12 protein-coding genes are annotated in these 15,612 nt (G+C 69.4%); 10 read left to right on the top strand and 2 right to left on the bottom strand.

What is annotated here, in order from left to right:
• Positions 1–83: 83 nt before the first annotated feature.
• Positions 84–428, bottom strand: coding sequence for a sugar nucleotide-binding protein (locus ACGFH9_RS17755; protein WP_393220238.1), 345 nt, complete (start codon positions 426–428; stop codon positions 84–86).
• 2,312 nt (positions 429–2,740) lie between these two features.
• On the opposite strand from ACGFH9_RS17755, the gene ACGFH9_RS17760 reads away from it, so the two are divergent.
• From ACGFH9_RS17760 to ACGFH9_RS17805, 10 genes are all read left to right on the top strand, one after another.
• Positions 2,741–3,367: a tetratricopeptide repeat protein gene (locus ACGFH9_RS17760; protein ID WP_393220240.1), complete on the top strand. Its 627-nt coding sequence runs from the start codon at positions 2,741–2,743 to the stop codon at positions 3,365–3,367.
• A 9-nt stretch (positions 3,368–3,376) separates the two neighbouring features.
• Positions 3,377–4,642, top strand: coding sequence for a glycosyltransferase (locus ACGFH9_RS17765; RefSeq protein WP_393220243.1), 1,266 nt, complete (start codon positions 3,377–3,379; stop codon positions 4,640–4,642).
• A 245-nt stretch (positions 4,643–4,887) separates the two neighbouring features.
• Positions 4,888–5,532, top strand: a complete 645-nt coding sequence (locus ACGFH9_RS17770; RefSeq protein ID WP_393220246.1) for a class I SAM-dependent DNA methyltransferase — start codon at positions 4,888–4,890, stop codon at positions 5,530–5,532.
• Positions 5,533–5,622: 90 nt separating this feature from the next.
• Entirely contained in the window at positions 5,623–6,480 is an 858-nt protein-coding gene (locus ACGFH9_RS17775) for a patatin-like phospholipase family protein (RefSeq protein WP_393220248.1), read from the top strand.
• 194 nt (positions 6,481–6,674) lie between these two features.
• Complete coding sequence (locus tag ACGFH9_RS17780) at positions 6,675–6,929, top strand: hypothetical protein (RefSeq protein WP_355235421.1); 255 nt, start codon at positions 6,675–6,677, stop codon at positions 6,927–6,929.
• Positions 6,926–8,254 (top strand): type VII secretion integral membrane protein EccD, encoded by a 1,329-nt coding sequence (eccD, locus tag ACGFH9_RS17785; RefSeq protein ID WP_393220251.1) that lies wholly within the window; start codon positions 6,926–6,928, stop codon positions 8,252–8,254. The genes ACGFH9_RS17780 and eccD overlap by 4 nt, the downstream gene beginning before the upstream one ends.
• Positions 8,255–8,267: 13 nt before the next feature.
• Positions 8,268–9,206, top strand: a complete 939-nt coding sequence (locus ACGFH9_RS17790) for a hypothetical protein (RefSeq protein ID WP_393220253.1) — start codon at positions 8,268–8,270, stop codon at positions 9,204–9,206.
• Positions 9,207–9,221: 15 nt separating this feature from the next.
• Entirely contained in the window at positions 9,222–13,178 is a 3,957-nt protein-coding gene (gene eccCa, locus ACGFH9_RS17795; protein WP_393220256.1) for a type VII secretion protein EccCa, read from the top strand.
• Positions 13,178–13,537, top strand: coding sequence for a hypothetical protein (locus tag ACGFH9_RS17800; protein ID WP_393220259.1), 360 nt, complete (start codon positions 13,178–13,180; stop codon positions 13,535–13,537). The genes eccCa and ACGFH9_RS17800 overlap by 1 nt, the downstream gene beginning before the upstream one ends.
• On the top strand, positions 13,534–14,487 hold the full coding sequence (locus tag ACGFH9_RS17805) for a DUF6177 family protein (RefSeq protein ID WP_393220261.1): 954 nt from the start codon (positions 13,534–13,536) through the stop codon (positions 14,485–14,487). Before ACGFH9_RS17800 ends, ACGFH9_RS17805 begins: the two co-directional genes overlap by 4 nt.
• 230 nt (positions 14,488–14,717) lie before the next feature.
• On the opposite strand, the gene ACGFH9_RS17810 is transcribed toward ACGFH9_RS17805, so the two are convergent.
• Positions 14,718–15,410, bottom strand: coding sequence for a hypothetical protein (locus ACGFH9_RS17810; protein ID WP_393220264.1), 693 nt, complete (start codon positions 15,408–15,410; stop codon positions 14,718–14,720).
• Between the last annotated feature and the right edge of the window lie 202 nt (positions 15,411–15,612).

Here is a 15,612-nt window from a genome sequence, read left to right on the forward strand (position 1 = left end):
CAAGAGGGTGTCGAGGTCTTGCGTCACAACATGATCATCGGCACCCTCCCTTCATGCCCAGACATCGACCCCTGACATCGGAACTACTCGTCTAGTGCCGCACCTGCCGGGACCGTTCTCGCAGCCCCGGCCAGCTTCGCGAGCCCGGAGCCACGCAGGGCGGCACGAAGCTGGGCACGCCAGCCGTCCATCAGCTCAAGGCCGGCTTCCGCCCACCGTCGGCGGGTGAGCACGCTGAACGCCGGCCGGCGAGCCAGTCGCGGGAACGGGCCGGTGGTGATCGGCCGGACGCGGTTCGGGTCCAGACCGCACTCCTCGTATACGGTGCGGGCCAGGCCGTGCCAGGTGGTGTGTCCGCCGCCGACGTGTTGCGCGCCCGACCCGTCCGACAGGAGGCGCTGGGGTTCGCCAGCGCGAGCAATGGGCACGGCCCCCAGCGCCAAGACAGTGGTCGATCATCGTGCCCGGTAGGTGTGACACCGCACGGTCCTGCCATCAGACCCGCGCCAACGACCCGGCCAGATCCTTTGAGGGGAATCAGCCAGACCCTCGCGGAGCCTGCGCACCTCGACCACGTCCATAGTGGGAACGAGGCGGATTGCATCTCAACCCAAGCCGGTGCAAATCTCGTCCGGCAGAACGCTTGCGCGCTGATCGAGCCCCGGCCCGTTGGTAGGTAGCGCAGAGGCTCACCCACGGTGCGACTCAGAGGGGCCGCCGTATCCGGCGGTGCCAGAGCGTATGCGCTACCAGCGAAGAAGAATCGCATTAATCCTAATCCTACCCAAATGCGGCATAACGCGCTCATGCCGTAGGCCTGCCGCATACTCTGCAACTCGCCGACAACCGTGCGTTATGAGTAAGTAGCTCTGGGTGTATCTGGGGTGGCTCTGGAGGGGTCATGAGCAAAGACCGACGGCTACGGCGAGGACTTAAACATGGCCGCGCCGCTTCAGGGTTGAGTTCCGCCCTGCTTGTCTTCGGCATGACCGGTGGACCCGCAGCCGCTGCGCAACCTCGGGAAGCGGAATCGCCTCCCCAGGGCATACGCGTCGGCACCCCCAGTCCAGTCGGCCAGTTCGGCGGACTGCCGTTGTACTGGCCGACTGCCTACCGAGACGACGGCGAATCTGACGATTCGTGGAAACCCTCCCCCGACACGACAACGGACTGCGGCCCGCAGGGCTGGCAGGGCCCGTGGAGTGGGCACGACAAGGGCGGCAAGCAGCCGGATCGGGCCCACCCACATAGCCCCAAGGGCAAGAAGGGCCCCCAGGGCCCGCAGGGCCCGCAAGGCGACACCGGTGCCCAAGGAGACACGGGCGCGCAAGGCTTCCAAGGCGACGCCGGCGCCCAAGGCGCGCAGGGCAGCACCGGCGCCCAGGGCACCCAAGGTACCCAGGGCGCCACCGGTGCCCAAGGCGCGCAGGGCGAGTCCGGCGCACAGGGCCTGCAGGGAACCCAAGGTTTCCAAGGCAGCCAAGGCGACACCGGTGCACAAGGCGTTCAGGGAGCTCAGGGTTTCCAGGGAACGCAGGGGAACAGCGGTGCCCAGGGAACACAAGGCGCCCAAGGTTCGCAGGGAGTACAGGGCAACACCGGCGCCCAGGGCGCCCAAGGCACCCAAGGCGACACCGGTCCACAGGGAGCACAGGGCTTCCAAGGTGCACAGGGTGCCAACGGCGCACAAGGCAGCCAAGGCGCGCAAGGAAACACGGGCGCCCAAGGCACCCAAGGCGACAGCGGCGCACAAGGCGCACCGGGAAGCCAAGGCACCCAAGGCACCCAAGGCGACAGCGGCGCACAAGGCGCACCGGGAAGCCAAGGCACCCAGGGCGCACAAGGCCTCCAGGGAGCGCAGGGCGACACCGGCGCACAGGGCGCCCAGGGAGCGCAGGGAGCGCAGGGCGACACCGGCGCACAGGGCGCCCAGGGAGCGCAGGGAGACACCGGCGCACAAGGGGCGCAGGGAGTCCAAGGCGACACCGGCGTCCAAGGCGCACAAGGTTTCCAGGGCCCACAGGGCAGCCAAGGCGAGACCGGCGCTCAAGGCACCCAAGGCGACACCGGCGCACAGGGCACACAGGGCAACACCGGCGCTCAAGGCACGCAGGGCAACACCGGCGCTCAAGGCACGCAGGGCAACACCGGCGCACAAGGTTTCCAGGGCGCACAGGGCAGCCAAGGCGAGACCGGCGCACAAGGGGCACAAGGGGCACAAGGTTTCCAGGGCCCACAGGGCCCACAGGGCCCACAGGGCAGCCAAGGCGAGACCGGCGCTCAAGGCACACAGGGCGACTCCGGCGCACAAGGCTCACAGGGAGCACAGGGAGCCCAAGGCTTCCAAGGCGCACAAGGCGACACCGGCCCTCAAGGACCGCAGGGCCCTCAGGGTGTGGCGGGCAACGGGATTCAGGCTGCCTACATTCAAGGGCCGCTGACTGTAATCGCGGATACCCCCGTTGATTTCGGATGCCAAGCCGGAGACATTGCTGTCGGAACCGGATATCAGCTGTCAGGCGCGGGTGTCAATCCGGTGCTGATCCAGCCGCTATCGGTTAGTGGCTACCAGTTCACTTTCACTGGCGGAGGCGCGGACATCTGGGTGTCCTGCATTTCACTCGACACACCGGTCGCCTTTGGGCTTGGTGCCAAGACGTCAAGCAGCTCGGCCAACAGTGGTAGAGCCGCTACGACGAACAGTGAGTCGGACCGCCCCGTAACCGTTGAAGGAGAATAAATGAGCACGCGTCACATACTCGGGTCACTTGCCTGTGGTGCGATTCTGCTGACCGGGGCCGCGTCATGCAGCGATGAGCCCCCTGACAAGACGCAGCCAAGCAACTCCGGCAACAGCGACAAGGCCAAGAGCGGCACAAACACCGGGACCGCGCCAGCGGAGCTGCTGAAGCTCGGTGTCGAACAGGGCCAAGCTGGAAACCTCGACGCGGCGAAGGCCACGTTCGAGAAGGTGCTGGACGCCGACGCCAACAACAAGTTCGCCTGGTTCAACCTGGGCTTCATTGCCCAGTCACGCAACCAGAACGACGAGGCAATCAGCAGCTACGACAAGGCACTGGCCGCGGACGCCAGCTACAAGCCGGCTCTTTACAACAAGGCCATCGCACTGGAGAGTACGCAGCCGACGACGTCGGTGGACATTTACCGCAAGGTCGTGTCGATCGACAACAAGTCTTCGACCGCTTACCTTCGGCTGGGCATGCTGCTGTCCCAATCTGGTGACACCACCGAAGCGCGCAACGCGTTCAACGCGGCGATCCTGCTGGACAAGCGGCTCGCGTCGTCAGTTCCGGAGAAGTACCGACCGGTTCCGGCCGCTTCGTCCTCGGCGCGGGCTGGTAGGTGATTGAGGCCCATGCGTACACCGCGCGTAACGGTTTTCACAGGTAGCAACCGCACTCGTTTCATCGACGAGTGTTTCCAAGCGCTGGTCGCGCAGACCTTCACCGACTGGGAATGGGTGGTCGTGCTCAACCAGGGGTCCCGTTGGCGGCCCGAGAGGCACGACGATCGGGTCCGGCTGATTGTCCAGGACGATCTGAACGGCGTCGGCGCCATCAAGGGGTACGCCTGCGCCGAGGCTGCCGGGGACATCCTGGTCGAGCTGGACGACGACGATCTGCTCAGCAGCGACTGCCTGCAAGAGATCGTCGATGCGTTCGACCTCCACCCGGAGGTGGGGTTCGTTTACAGCGACACCGCGCAGATCCAGGAGGACGGCAGTCGCTGCGAAGACCGCTTCGCGAGTTCGTTCGGCTGGCGACACTACGACGAGAAGGTGGACGGCCGCGAGGTGCTGGTCTGCCGGGCGATGCCGCCGACCCCACACAACGTCAGCTACATCTGGTACGCCCCGAACCATGTGCGCGCCTTCCGCCGCGACATCTACGAGAAGGTTGGCGGGTACGACGAGTCGCTCGACGTGGCGGACGACGCCGACCTCATGGCCCGGATCTACCAGGTCAGCGAGTTTCACCACATTCAGAAGTGCCTGTACCTACAGCGCATGCATGCCAAGAACACGCAGCGCATCCCGGAAGTCAACGCCCGCATCCAGCAACGCACCGTCGCAATCTATGACCGCAACATTCAACAGAACGCGCTCACCTGGTCACGGCGACAAGGGCTCCTGGCGCTCGACCTCGGTGCGGCACACAACAAGCCGGAAGGCTATCTGGGTCTCGATCACCACGACGGGTCGGGCGTCGACATTGTCTGCGACATAACGAAGGGGGTCGACCTGCCCGACAACAGTGTAGGGGTCATCAGAGCTGTGGATTTCCTCGAACACGTACCGGACAAGATCGCTTTGTTCAACGAGTTGTACCGACTGCTCGCGCCGAACGGAATGCTCCTGTCGCTGACACCCAGCACCGACGGTCGCGGTGCCTACCAGGATCCGACCCACGTGGCGTTCTACAACGAGAACTCGTTCTGGTATTTCACGGATGCCAACTATTCTCGCTTCGTACCTGAAATCAAGTGCCGTTTTCAGACGTCACGGCTGGTCACCTACTATCCGAGCGAGTGGCACCAGACGCACAACATCCCGTACGTGTCCGCGAATCTGATCGCGATCAAGGACGACGCCCTGCGCAACGGCGGCCTGTTGAACATATGAGATCGGCCGGAGCGCAGCCAGCGCCTTCGTGCCGTGAAGCCCTTCGTTGACCACGAACTGCAACGGCTCCGGGATGCCGTCGTCGGCCAACTTCCCCGCCGTCTACAGGCCGAGGAAGTCGCGGTAGAACCGGTACGACGTCGTGTGGTCGGCGATGGGCAAACTGATGGTCAGGGGTGCGGAGAACATTAGCGGAGGCCTCCTGGGGATGTGGTGGCGACAGGACCGCGGTCTAACCTTCCCTCGTGGACGCGGACGACTGGCTGGCTGACACGCGCACGTCGTACGACACGGTAGCGGTCAGTTACGCGGACCTCGTCCGCGACTTCCTGGCGAGCGCACCCTACGAGCGGGCCGCGCTGACGCTCTTCGCCGACCTCGTGCGCGCCATGGGCGGCGGTCCGGTCGCGGACGTGGGCTGCGGAACGGGCCGCATCACGGCCCACCTGCACGAGCTGGGGCTCGACGTCTTCGGGATCGACCTGTCCCCCGGCATGCTGGCGGTGGCGCGACGGGACAACCCCGACCTGAGGTTCGAGGTCGGGTCCATGACCGACCTCGACCTGGCCGACGGTTCGGTGGCCGGCCTGATCGCCTGGTACTCGCTCATCCACGTCCCCGACCAGCGGCTCGGGCAGGTTCTCGCGCACTTCCACCGGGTGGTACGCCCCGGCGGCCCCCTGCTGGTCGGCTTCCACGTGGGTGACGAGACGACCCTCAAGACCGAGGGGTACGGCGGTCACCCGATGAGGGTCCACGTCCACCGTCGCCGGCCGGCGCGGCTGGCGGCCTGGTTACGGGACAACGGGTTCGCGGTCGAGGCCGAGATGACCGTCACCTCACCCGAGAGCAAGCTCGGCGGAATCATCTTCGGACGACGAGAGCCCTGAGCCGACGCACTCGTTGGCGGCCCTTCGCCTCCCCTGCTAGGTTCAAATTGCGAACACCGTTAGCAGAAACGTGACGGGGTAGGAGGAGCGATGGCGGACGACACGCGACCGATCTGGGTTCTCGGTGGTGGCGGGGTCGTCGGCATCGCCTGGGAGGTGGGAGTCCTCGCCGGCCTCGCGGACGAAGGGCTGATCGTGGGCGCGGACGCGGTGCTCATCGGCACGAGCGCCGGTGCCGTGGTGGGTGCCCAGATCGCCAGCGGCACACCCCTGTCCGAGCTGTACGAGCGCCAGCGTCAGGGCGTGTCTTACGAGACCGCGCCCGCGTTGGGCCCGCTCGCCCTCCTGCGACTCGCCCGGACACAGATGTTCGCCCGCAGCCCCGAGCAGGCCGCCCGCCGCCTCGGTCGACTCGCCCTCTCGGCGCGCATCGACGACCCGTCGCACCAGCGCCGGACCGCGGAGGCCCGCCTACCGGACCACCAGTGGACGAATGCCGACCTCCGCGTCACCACCGTCGACGTCGAGTCGGGAGCTCTGCGCGTCATCACGCGGCACGACGGCGTACCCCTCGTGGACGCCGTCGCCGCGAGCTGCGCCATGCCACAGTCCGCCGCTCCGGTGACGATCGACGGTCGCCGGTACATGGACGGCGGCATGCGGTCCGTCCTCAATCTGGACCTCGCACCCGGAAGCGGCCCGGTGATCGCCCTCGCGCCCAGCACCGCCGCCATCGCGCCGTGGGCCCGCCTCGAGAAGCAGCGGGCCGCGCTGGGCACGGGTCGACGAGTCGAGCTTCTGTTGCGCGACGCGGCCTCGAAGCGAGCGCAGGGCACGAGCGTGATGGACAGATCTGTCGTGCCCGCGCTCGTGGCCGCCGGACGTGACCAGGGACGGCGCGAGGCCCCGCGCGTAGCCGCCGCACTGTCGACGACGGACGATTCGTAGGCACGGGACGCCCGGCACGGACACCTGCCGGCGTGGGCGATCGGATTGGTCCGGCTTGCGGTGATCAGGTGTTCGGCGATGGGCGCTGCCGCCCCGGCAGGTTGACCACCGTCATTTCCGGTCGCCTAGCGCAGGCTCGGCACCCTCGTGATCGCGTCCCCAGCCGGATTAGCGTCCGTGGATAGAATCGAGCCGTGGCTCGGGAATTCGACACTCAGCTCATCGAGTCGGTCGCGGTTCGCCGCGCCCGCATGCGTGAGCTGCTGCTGTGGGGCAGGCAGCGCCGGGTCCGCGCCACCGGCGACGGTTTCCGGTGGCTGCGCACCGGTCTCGTGTTGTCGGCTGTGGCCTGCGCGGTGTGCGTGGGCTGGTCCTTCCTGCAGAACGTCGTCGCCGAGCAGCAGAAGGCACGCAACCCGCCAGCGGTCCAGCCGACGGGCCAGCGATGACCGGCCCGCAGACCCTCGCATCCGCCGGTCACCTCAGTCGGGTGACCCTCGCCGGGCCACACCGCCGCATCGACCTCGTACTGCCCGCCGACGAGCCGCTCGGCCTGCTGCTGCCCGAGGTCGTCGTCCTCGTCGGCCACCCGCCGACGGACGATTCGCGCGGCTACCAGATCAGCACACTCGACGGTACGGTGCTCGACCCGGCCGGCAGCCTGCGACAGGCGGCCGTCCCCGACGGCTCGCTGTTACGGGTCGACCCGATCTCCGAGGCGCCGCCGGCGGCGATCGTCCACGACGTCTCCGACGAGGTGGGCGACGACCTCACCCGTCGACGCGGCCGGTGGGGCGACGTCCCGCGAACGTGGACGGCCACCACCGCCTGCATGGTGGCCGCCACGATGGCGGCACTGCTCTCCGGCCCACGGCTCGGTCCCGCGGTGGTCGGCCTCGTCGGCGGCGTGGTCGCCCTGGCCGGCCTCCTCGTCTCGATGCTCGGGCGACGGACCGTCGGGGTGGCGGTGCTGCTCAGCGGTGCCGCGATGGTGATGACCGCCGTCCCCGGCTGGACCGACGACCGCACCGCCCGCTGGGCTCTGTGGGCCGTGGTGCTCGGCTGCACGGTCCTGGCCGTGGGCACGGCGACGGGCAATGGACGTGCCGGCGTCCTCGGGGGCGGGACGGCACTGGTCCTGGTCGCGGGCTGGAGCATCGCCCTACTGCTCGGCATGTCCGTCGAGCGGGCCGCGGCGGTGATGGCGATCGTGTCGGTGGGCGTGCTGGGGCTGCTACCCCGGTTCGCGATGATCGCGTCGGGCCTCACCCGTCTCGACGACCGACGCAGCAACGACGAGCCGGTGAGCCGCGTATCGGTGCAGGCCGCCGTCGACTCCGCGCATCGAGGCCTGGCCGTCGCGGCGATCACGGCGGCGACATCGGCAACACTCGCCGGGCTCGCCCTGGCGGCGACGCCCGGCCCGTGGCGGCTGGCGCTGGCGGTTCTGGTGGCCGCCGCCCTACTGCTGCGACTGCGCGCCTTCCCGCTGGCGGCCGAGGTGGTGGCGCTGGTGACCGGCGCGCTGGCCATCGTGGGCGGCCTGCTGCTGTGCTGGATACGCCAGCGGCCCGACACCTGGTGGGCCACCGCCGTAGCGGCCCTCGGCGTCTGCGCGGTGACCCTGGCGATCCTGGCGTACCGGCCACCGCCACACGTCCTGGCGCGGGGCCGGCAGATCGCCGACCGCGTCGAGGCCCTGACCGTGATGGCACTGGTGCCCGTCGCCGTCGGGGTGTTCGGGCTCTACTCGCGACTTCTCGACACCTTCTGAGGGAGGCGGTGGCATGAGCGCTCCACCGGTGCCGCGCACCGCGCCGCCGACCGGTCCCTCGGCGGCGGAGCCGGACGACCTGCCGATCTCGCGCCGGCCCCCCTCCGGCGACTCCGCGCTACGGCGTACGTGGCGCAGCGCCAGCCAGATGTTCACCAGTGGGCAGCAGACCCGGGAACTCGCCGATCTCGCCGCCGAGGTGCAGGCACCCGTACACACCGGCCGGCGCATCGCGGTGGCGTCCGTCCAGGGTGGCGCCGGGAAGTCCACTGTTGCGGCGCTGCTGGCATCGGTGTTCGCGGCACGACGCGCCGATCCGGTGCTCGCCGCGGACGCCGACCCGTACGAGGGCTCGCTGACCTGGCGGCTCGGGGTGCCGAGCGACCCGTCGCTACAGCGGCTGGCACCCGGCCTGCTCGCGGCGCGGGGCAGCGACCTTCGCGCGCTCGAACCACTCCTCCCACGCACCGGTACGGGTCTGTGGGTGCTGCCCGGCGGCACCACCAACCCCAACCTGTGCACCGCTGTCACGCGGGCCCTGTCGCGCCTCTTCGCCGTCACCGTCACCGACTGCCCGCCCGGCCTGGAGGCCCGCACCCCGGCGGGGGTGATGGCCGACGCGCACGCGGTGGTGCTCGTCGCGGCCGCGACACCCGACGGGGTTCGGGGCACCTACCAGGCGCTGCGCCGGATCGTCGACGACGGGTACGGGACGTGGTTGGAGCGGGTGGTCGTCGTACTGGGCGCGGGCAACCCGCACGGCCGCTCGACGTTGATCCACGGCGCGGCACGTGAACTGATCGGGCAGACCGGCGTGCCGGTGGTGGTCCTGCCCTACGACCGTCACCTGGCTGCCGGCTCGCTCATCACACCGTCGCGGATCGGCGAGGCGACGCTCGTGGAGGTGACCCGCGCCGCCGCGTTGGCCATGACCCGCGCTCGGCAGATGTGACCGGAGGACCCCTGTATGTCGACGCGCATGGTGCACCGCCCCGCCCGGATGGCCCGCCCGATGTCCACGATGGACCCGCTCGTCCTGGACCCGCCACCGCAACTGCCCGACGGCAGATCCGCGATGGGGATCCAGGCGCTGCTGCCCATGGCCGGTGCGGGTGTGGCCATGAGCATGATGATGTTCCTGCGCGGCTCCGGGTTCGCGGCGCTGGGTGCGGTGGTCATGGTGGCGGCGCTGGGCGCGGCCGGGGCGATGTACCTCACCCAGTTGGGCAAGGCAGGCCGACAGCGCCGGGCGCAGCGCGAGCGCTACCAGGACTATCTGGAGGAACTGCGCGACCAGTTGCGCGAGACCGAGCAGCGTCTCCGCGAGGAGGCGAATCTCCTCGACCCGCCGGTGAACCGCCTGCTCGACGTGATCCGCAGCCCGGCCCGGCTGTGGGAGCGCCGACGCGCCGACATCGACTTCCTGCACGTACGACTGGGAATGGGCGCACTGCCCGTACGGCCGATCGAGCTGCGCGAGCAGAGCACGCCCACCAACCCGCTCGATCCCTTCATGCGCCACGAGGCGCGTTCGCTGATGCGCCGCTTCGCGCTGACACCGGGGCTACCACTGCGGGCGAACCTCGACTGCGCCGGGGACGTCAGCGTGATCGCGCCGAACCACGCCGAGGCCGTCGCCCTCGCCAGGGCGATCCTCGTGCAGGTCGCCGCGTTCCACGCGCCGGACGACGTGACCCTCGCGATCATCACCACCCCGGAGCGGGCCCGGGACTGGCGGTGGGCCCGGTGGCTGCCACACCTGCTCGACCGGACCTCGATAGGCCCGTCCGGCCCGACCCCGCTGCTGGTCACCACGGCGCAGACGCTCGCCGAACTGCTCCGCGAGGACCTGGAGGAGCGGACCACGAACGCCCTCAAGTCGTTACGCCACGGTGTCGGACGCACGGAGGCGAAGGCCCGGCCGCGCCTGCTGGTCATCGACGACGCGCACGGCGAACTGGCCCGCGTACTGGCCAGCCCCGACCCGACGGTCGGTCTGGCCAGCCTCGGTGTCACCGTGGTACACCTGCTCGCCGACCGGCTGCACGAACCCGGCGACGTCTCTCGCCGGATCACCGTCGACGGCGACTCGGTCACCCTGGAAGACCTGACCGCGACCCCGGCGGTGACCGTACGCGGCACCCTCGACGAGGCACCGGGTCCGCTCGTGGAGGGACTGGCCCGCAGCATCGCCCCACTGCGGTTGTCCGCCGACTCCTACGACGACGGCACCGGCACACCACCGGCCGACTTCCAGGAACTGCTGGGCCTGTCCGACCTCGCCGACCTGGATCTGGTCAGCCTCTGGCGGCCCCGCGGCGAGCGGGACTTCCTCCGCGTCCCGATCGGGGTCGATCCCGCGGGGCGTCCGGTGCTGCTCGACCTCAAGGAGCCCGCGCAGCTCGGCATGGGGCCGCACGGACTGTGCGTCGGAGCGACCGGATCGGGCAAGAGCGAACTGCTGCGTACGCTCGTGCTCGCCCTGGCGGCGAGTCATCCGCCGGAGCGGATGGCGATGGTCCTCGTGGACTACAAGGGCGGTGCCACCTTCGCACCGTTCGGCGAGTTGCCACACCTGGCCGGGCTGATCACCAACCTGGCCGCCGACGCGGCCCTGGTGGAACGGATGTACACCAGCCTCGACGGCGAGGTGCAGCGCCGCCAGCAGATGCTCGCCGACGCGGGCAAGGTCACCGACATCACCGAGTACCACATGCTCCGCGCGGCGCAGGGCGAGCAGACCGACCTGCCCCCACTGCCCCACCTGCTGGTGCTCATCGACGAGTTCGGCGAGTTGCTCGCCGCCAAGTCGGAGTTCATCGACCTGTTCCTGCGGATCGGTCGGATCGGTCGGTCCATCGGTGTCCACCTGCTGCTGTCCAGCCAGCGCGTCGAACAGGGCAAGATGCGCGGCCTGGAGAACTACCTCGCCTACCGGATCGGCCTGCGTACGCTCACCGAGATCGAGTCGCGCACGGTGCTCGACACGGTCGACGCGTTCCACCTGCCGCCGCTGCCCGGTAACGGCTACCTGAAGGTCGACGTGTCGATCTACCAGCGGTTCAAGGCCGCCTACGTGTCCGGGCCACTCGACGACGGCGCGAACGACGAACTCGCCCCGATCGTCGGGCCACTGGCGAAGCCGATGCCGATGTTCGGCACCGCGTTGACCGACGTCGAGGACGTGCCGGACGAACCCAAGGCCACCCGGCGTACCACCGGGCCGACTCTGCTGTCCACAGTGGTACGCCAGTTGGCGGCGAGCGGGCAGAGCGTGGCGGCGATCTGGCTCCCACCCCTGCCACCCCTGCTCACCCTCGACGAGGTTGGCGGTGGAGTGATCACCACACCGGACGGCGTACGTCTGGAAGTCGCCGTTGCGTCCGGCGGTGGCCTGCCGGTTCCACTGGGCCGTCTCGACGATCCGGCCCGCCAGTGGCAGGGGCCCTGGGTGTTGAATCTGGCGGGGAGCGGCGGCAACCTGCTCATCCTCGGCGGGCCCGGCAGCGGCAAGACGACGGCGCTGCGGACCCTCGCGCTCGGCCTGGCCACCACCCACCGCCCCACCGACGTCGGGATCTACGGCATCGACCTGCTGGGGAACGGTCTGTCCGGGCTCACCGAACTGCCCCACGTCGGCGGCGTCGCCAACCGCGAGGACCGTGAACGCGTCCGCCGTGTCGTCGACGAGGTACACGCGATGCTCGCCCAGCGACAGCGCATCTTCAACCGGCACCAGTTCGACACGGTCGAGGACCTGCGCGGTGCCGACGAGAGCGTGCGGACCGAGGTCGGCTGCGTCGACGTGGTGTTGCTGATCGACGGGTACGGCCAGCTCAACGCGGAGTTCGAGAGTCTCGAGACCAAGGTGCACGCCCTGCTCGCCAGAGGCGGCCGCTACGGCATCCACGTGATCGGCACGGCCCGACGGTGGAGCGAGGTCCGCGCGGCGCAGCAGGTCGCCTTCGCCAACCGGGTCGAGCTGCGGCTCACGGACCCCGCCGAGTCGAGCATCGACGGCCGGCAGGCTCGCGCCGTCCCCAAGGATCAGCCCGGCCGGGCGTTGACCAGCGAGAAGCTGTTCGCGCAGGTCGCGCTACCCCGCCTGGACGGAGTCGCCGACCCGGCCAACGCCGGTCTGGTCGCGGCCGCCCGATCGGTGCGGGAAGCCTGGACCGGCGCGCTACCGCCGCCCGTGCGAGTCCTGCCCGCCGTGCTCCCGGTGGCCGACCTGGCCGGCACCCCCTCCGGCCACGGAGTGGTCCCGCTCGGGCGCTACGAGCACGACTTCTCCCCCGCAGCCCTCGACCTCTTCGGCCGCGACCAGCACCTCCTCGTGCTCGGGGACCCCCGGACGGGCAAGACGAACCTGCTGCGGCTCGTCGCCGAGGAGCTGATGAGTCAGTACGACTCCGAGGAACTGGTCTTCGCCGTGTTCGACCCCCGCCGCGCCCTCGCCGAGGTGGTGCCCGACTCCTACTGCGGTGGGTACGCCACGAACCCGGCGCTCGCCCAGCAACTGTCCCGGGCCGTCACCGACGAACTGGCGAAACGGCAGTCGCCCGAGGCCGCGCGTACCCGGATCGTGCTGCTCATCGACGACTACGACATCCTCGCCGCCTCGGCCACGCAGCCGCTCGGCGCACTGGTCCCGTACGTGGCGGCCGGGCGCGACACCGGTCTGCACGTCGTGATGGCCCGACGGGTGGCCGGCGCCTCACGCGGCCTGTTCGAACCCTTCCCGCTGGCCGTACGGGAGGCCGGCTGCCTCAGCCTGCTCATGTCGGGCGACCGGACGGAGGGCCAACTGTTCTCGGGCGTGCGGCCCATGGTCCTGCCGACCGGCCGCGCGCAACTGATCCGTCCCGGCGACACCCCCCGCGTGGTGCAGACCGCCTTCACCGGCGAGACCAAGGAGCACTGATGACATTCGACACGGTGGCGTTGTGCCGCGCCGAACCCGATGCCGCAACGATGCTCGGCGCCCTGCTCGCGGCCGGCTCCGAGCTGAAGATGGACACCGTCGAGGCGGCCGGACTGGTGCAACTGTTCGACCCTGTCGACGGCCGGCTGCTGCTGAGCGTCGAGGCCGCGCGTCTGGTGCGCGTACCCGGCGAGGCACAGCGACTACTGGGTCTGGCCGCCACCGACGACGTACCCCAGCCGATCTGGTGGGTGGAGAGCCGGGCGCCGGGCGCGGACCGGCAGGCGGCGGAGGTCGCCCGTCGCTTCACCGCCGCGCTGGTCGAGAGCACGGGAGGGCTGACATGGGAGAGCCGATGAACGGTGCGACCGACACGATCACCGATCGTGCGGTCGTCCTGCACCAGGACCGCGCGGTGGTCGGCCTTGCGCCGTGGCTCGCGCAGGCCGCCGTCGACGCGGTACGCGACGGTCTGCTGCTCCAGGTCGTCACGCCGGCCGACGGCGTCATCACGTACCCGTTCGAGACGATGCTCGCCCAGGCACAGGGGCAGTGGATCGTGCGGGCGGGCGACCAGTACCGCGACGGGCTGACCGGGCTGCCGTTGCAGTGGGACGGCCATCGCTTCGCCAGGTCAGACGCCGCGCAGCCCGCCGATTCGTTGCCCACCGACGAACCGTGGACGGGCGGCCTGGAAATCCAGGTCGTCACCGTGCACCCGGCCACCGAGGCCCTCCGGTTGGGTGCCAGCGCGGAAGCCGCCGTCCGCGCCCTCACCGGCGGCGATCCGGCCGGCTGGGGCGTCGCGGAACCCGTCACCGAGCCGTGGTCACGCAACGAGCTGACGGCGTTCTGTCGTACCCGCGCACCGGCACCCACCAGTCTGACCATCGTCGGCGGCGAGGGCGAATCGACGACGCTCGGGGTTCTGACGGTCGAGCGGGTGGACGTCGGTGTCCGCGAACAGCTCCGACTGGCCGGCCCACCACTGGCGGTCGTCGACGCGACGACGATCGAAGGGCTCGCCGAGAAACTGGCCGGTACCGCCCGCAGCATGATCGTTACCGTGCACCCGGGCCGGTCCGGCGTGCTGCGCTCCAGCACACCGAGCATGCCGGCACTGCCCTGGGGCATTCTGGTCGGCCATCAGGAGAGGCCCGTCGAGTCCGAACAGGAACTGGTCGTGGGCCGCGCCCTCGGGAGGGGTGCCCGGCGCGCGTGGTGGTATCGACTCGACGGTGGTCCGGGTGCACCGTACGAGACGCTCGGCGCGGTGCTGCGCCGCTACGGCCTGAACGTCCCCCGCTGACCGTCAGCCCAGTCGATGGAATCGAGAATCCGCTGAAGGCCCCGGACGAGGTACCTGGGCCGGTAGCCCAGCCCATCCAGCTCAGCCGGGATAGATCTCCACGTAGTTCGGCAGCAGCGCGTTGCCTGCCAATCCCGTCTGCTTCGTTCAGCCCTGCGCGACGTAGCTGTCGCTAGGGTGTCCTTCTCGGCCAGACGACGAGGGCTCGAGTCTCAAGAGCAACGACGTCTCTAGGTTCGCGCGCGCCCGCTGTCGATGAGCCACCGCTTGCTTGCCGCCTCGGCTCGGGTCTTTTCATGCAGGTCCGGATCATTCGCCAACTGGTCAAAATAGTCACGCTCATCCGACCCGCCGAGACTCAGAATCACCGGAATTGTCTCGATCGCGTAACGCCACGGCAGCCGCCGGGTGGCCGTCTTGAGGAGGTCGAGCGCCCTGGCACGCTCTACGACATCCAGATGGTCTCGTGCGACCCACCCGAGCCAACGGAGCAGATCCACGGTCAGACCGTTGACGATGAAAGTCGCCCACATCTGCCCGACCGCCTCGATGAACTCATCGGAGGGCTCGGTCCACGTGACGTCGAGGATCTCCGCCACGTCCCCCTCCCGCAGCCAGTCACGCACGTTCGCGCGCGTCACGTCGGCGAGGGTCGGCAGCCGCCGCTTGAGCCTCACCTGTAGCAGGAACCAGTCGTCGTCAGAGAACGCCTCGGGCAGCCCCCAGGTCGGGTCCTCGCCATAACGAACGGCCGAGTCCACCTGGAAAGCCAGACACGCCTCCAGGGCCGAGAGTGCCAGCGCCCGCTGCTCAGGATTGGGTGACAGGTCCCTGATCACGGGGTGACGTCGACCTGATTCCGCCGCCTGCCACGAGGGCGGCAGGCTGGCCAACAGTTCGGGCTCTACCAGAGCATCACTCACAGGAAGATCAACTCCATAGGGCTCGAGGGATCTCGTCGAACTCCGGGTCGTCGCTGAGCCGCTTACCAAGCCCCATGATCAACTTGCGAGACGGGCAGACCAGGTAGCTCGAGATACTCATGGCCCTCTCCAACCTGTGGCCGAGACGGTCGTCGATCGATCACCGCCGAGGCGGCAGGCTTGGCGTCCCAGCTGCACTTCT

This window comes from Micromonospora sp. NPDC049102, assembly GCF_043197485.1.
In the GTDB taxonomy this organism is placed as follows: domain Bacteria; phylum Actinomycetota; class Actinomycetes; order Mycobacteriales; family Micromonosporaceae; genus Micromonospora.

Bases quoted from the DNA above. Each gene is read 5' to 3' on its own strand.
- ACGFH9_RS17760 (WP_393220240.1), top strand. From the start codon at position 2,741: ATGAGCACGCGTCACATACTCGGGTCACTTGCCTGTGGTGCGATTCTG.
- ACGFH9_RS17765 (WP_393220243.1), top strand. From the start codon at position 3,377: ATGCGTACACCGCGCGTAACGGTTTTCACAGGTAGCAACCGCACTCGT.
- ACGFH9_RS17775 (WP_393220248.1), top strand. From the start codon at position 5,623: ATGGCGGACGACACGCGACCGATCTGGGTTCTCGGTGGTGGCGGGGTC.
- eccD (WP_393220251.1), top strand. From the start codon at position 6,926: ATGACCGGCCCGCAGACCCTCGCATCCGCCGGTCACCTCAGTCGGGTG.
- ACGFH9_RS17790 (WP_393220253.1), top strand. From the start codon at position 8,268: ATGAGCGCTCCACCGGTGCCGCGCACCGCGCCGCCGACCGGTCCCTCG.
- eccCa (WP_393220256.1), top strand. From the start codon at position 9,222: ATGTCGACGCGCATGGTGCACCGCCCCGCCCGGATGGCCCGCCCGATG.
- ACGFH9_RS17800 (WP_393220259.1), top strand. From the start codon at position 13,178: ATGACATTCGACACGGTGGCGTTGTGCCGCGCCGAACCCGATGCCGCA.
- ACGFH9_RS17805 (WP_393220261.1), top strand. From the start codon at position 13,534: ATGAACGGTGCGACCGACACGATCACCGATCGTGCGGTCGTCCTGCAC.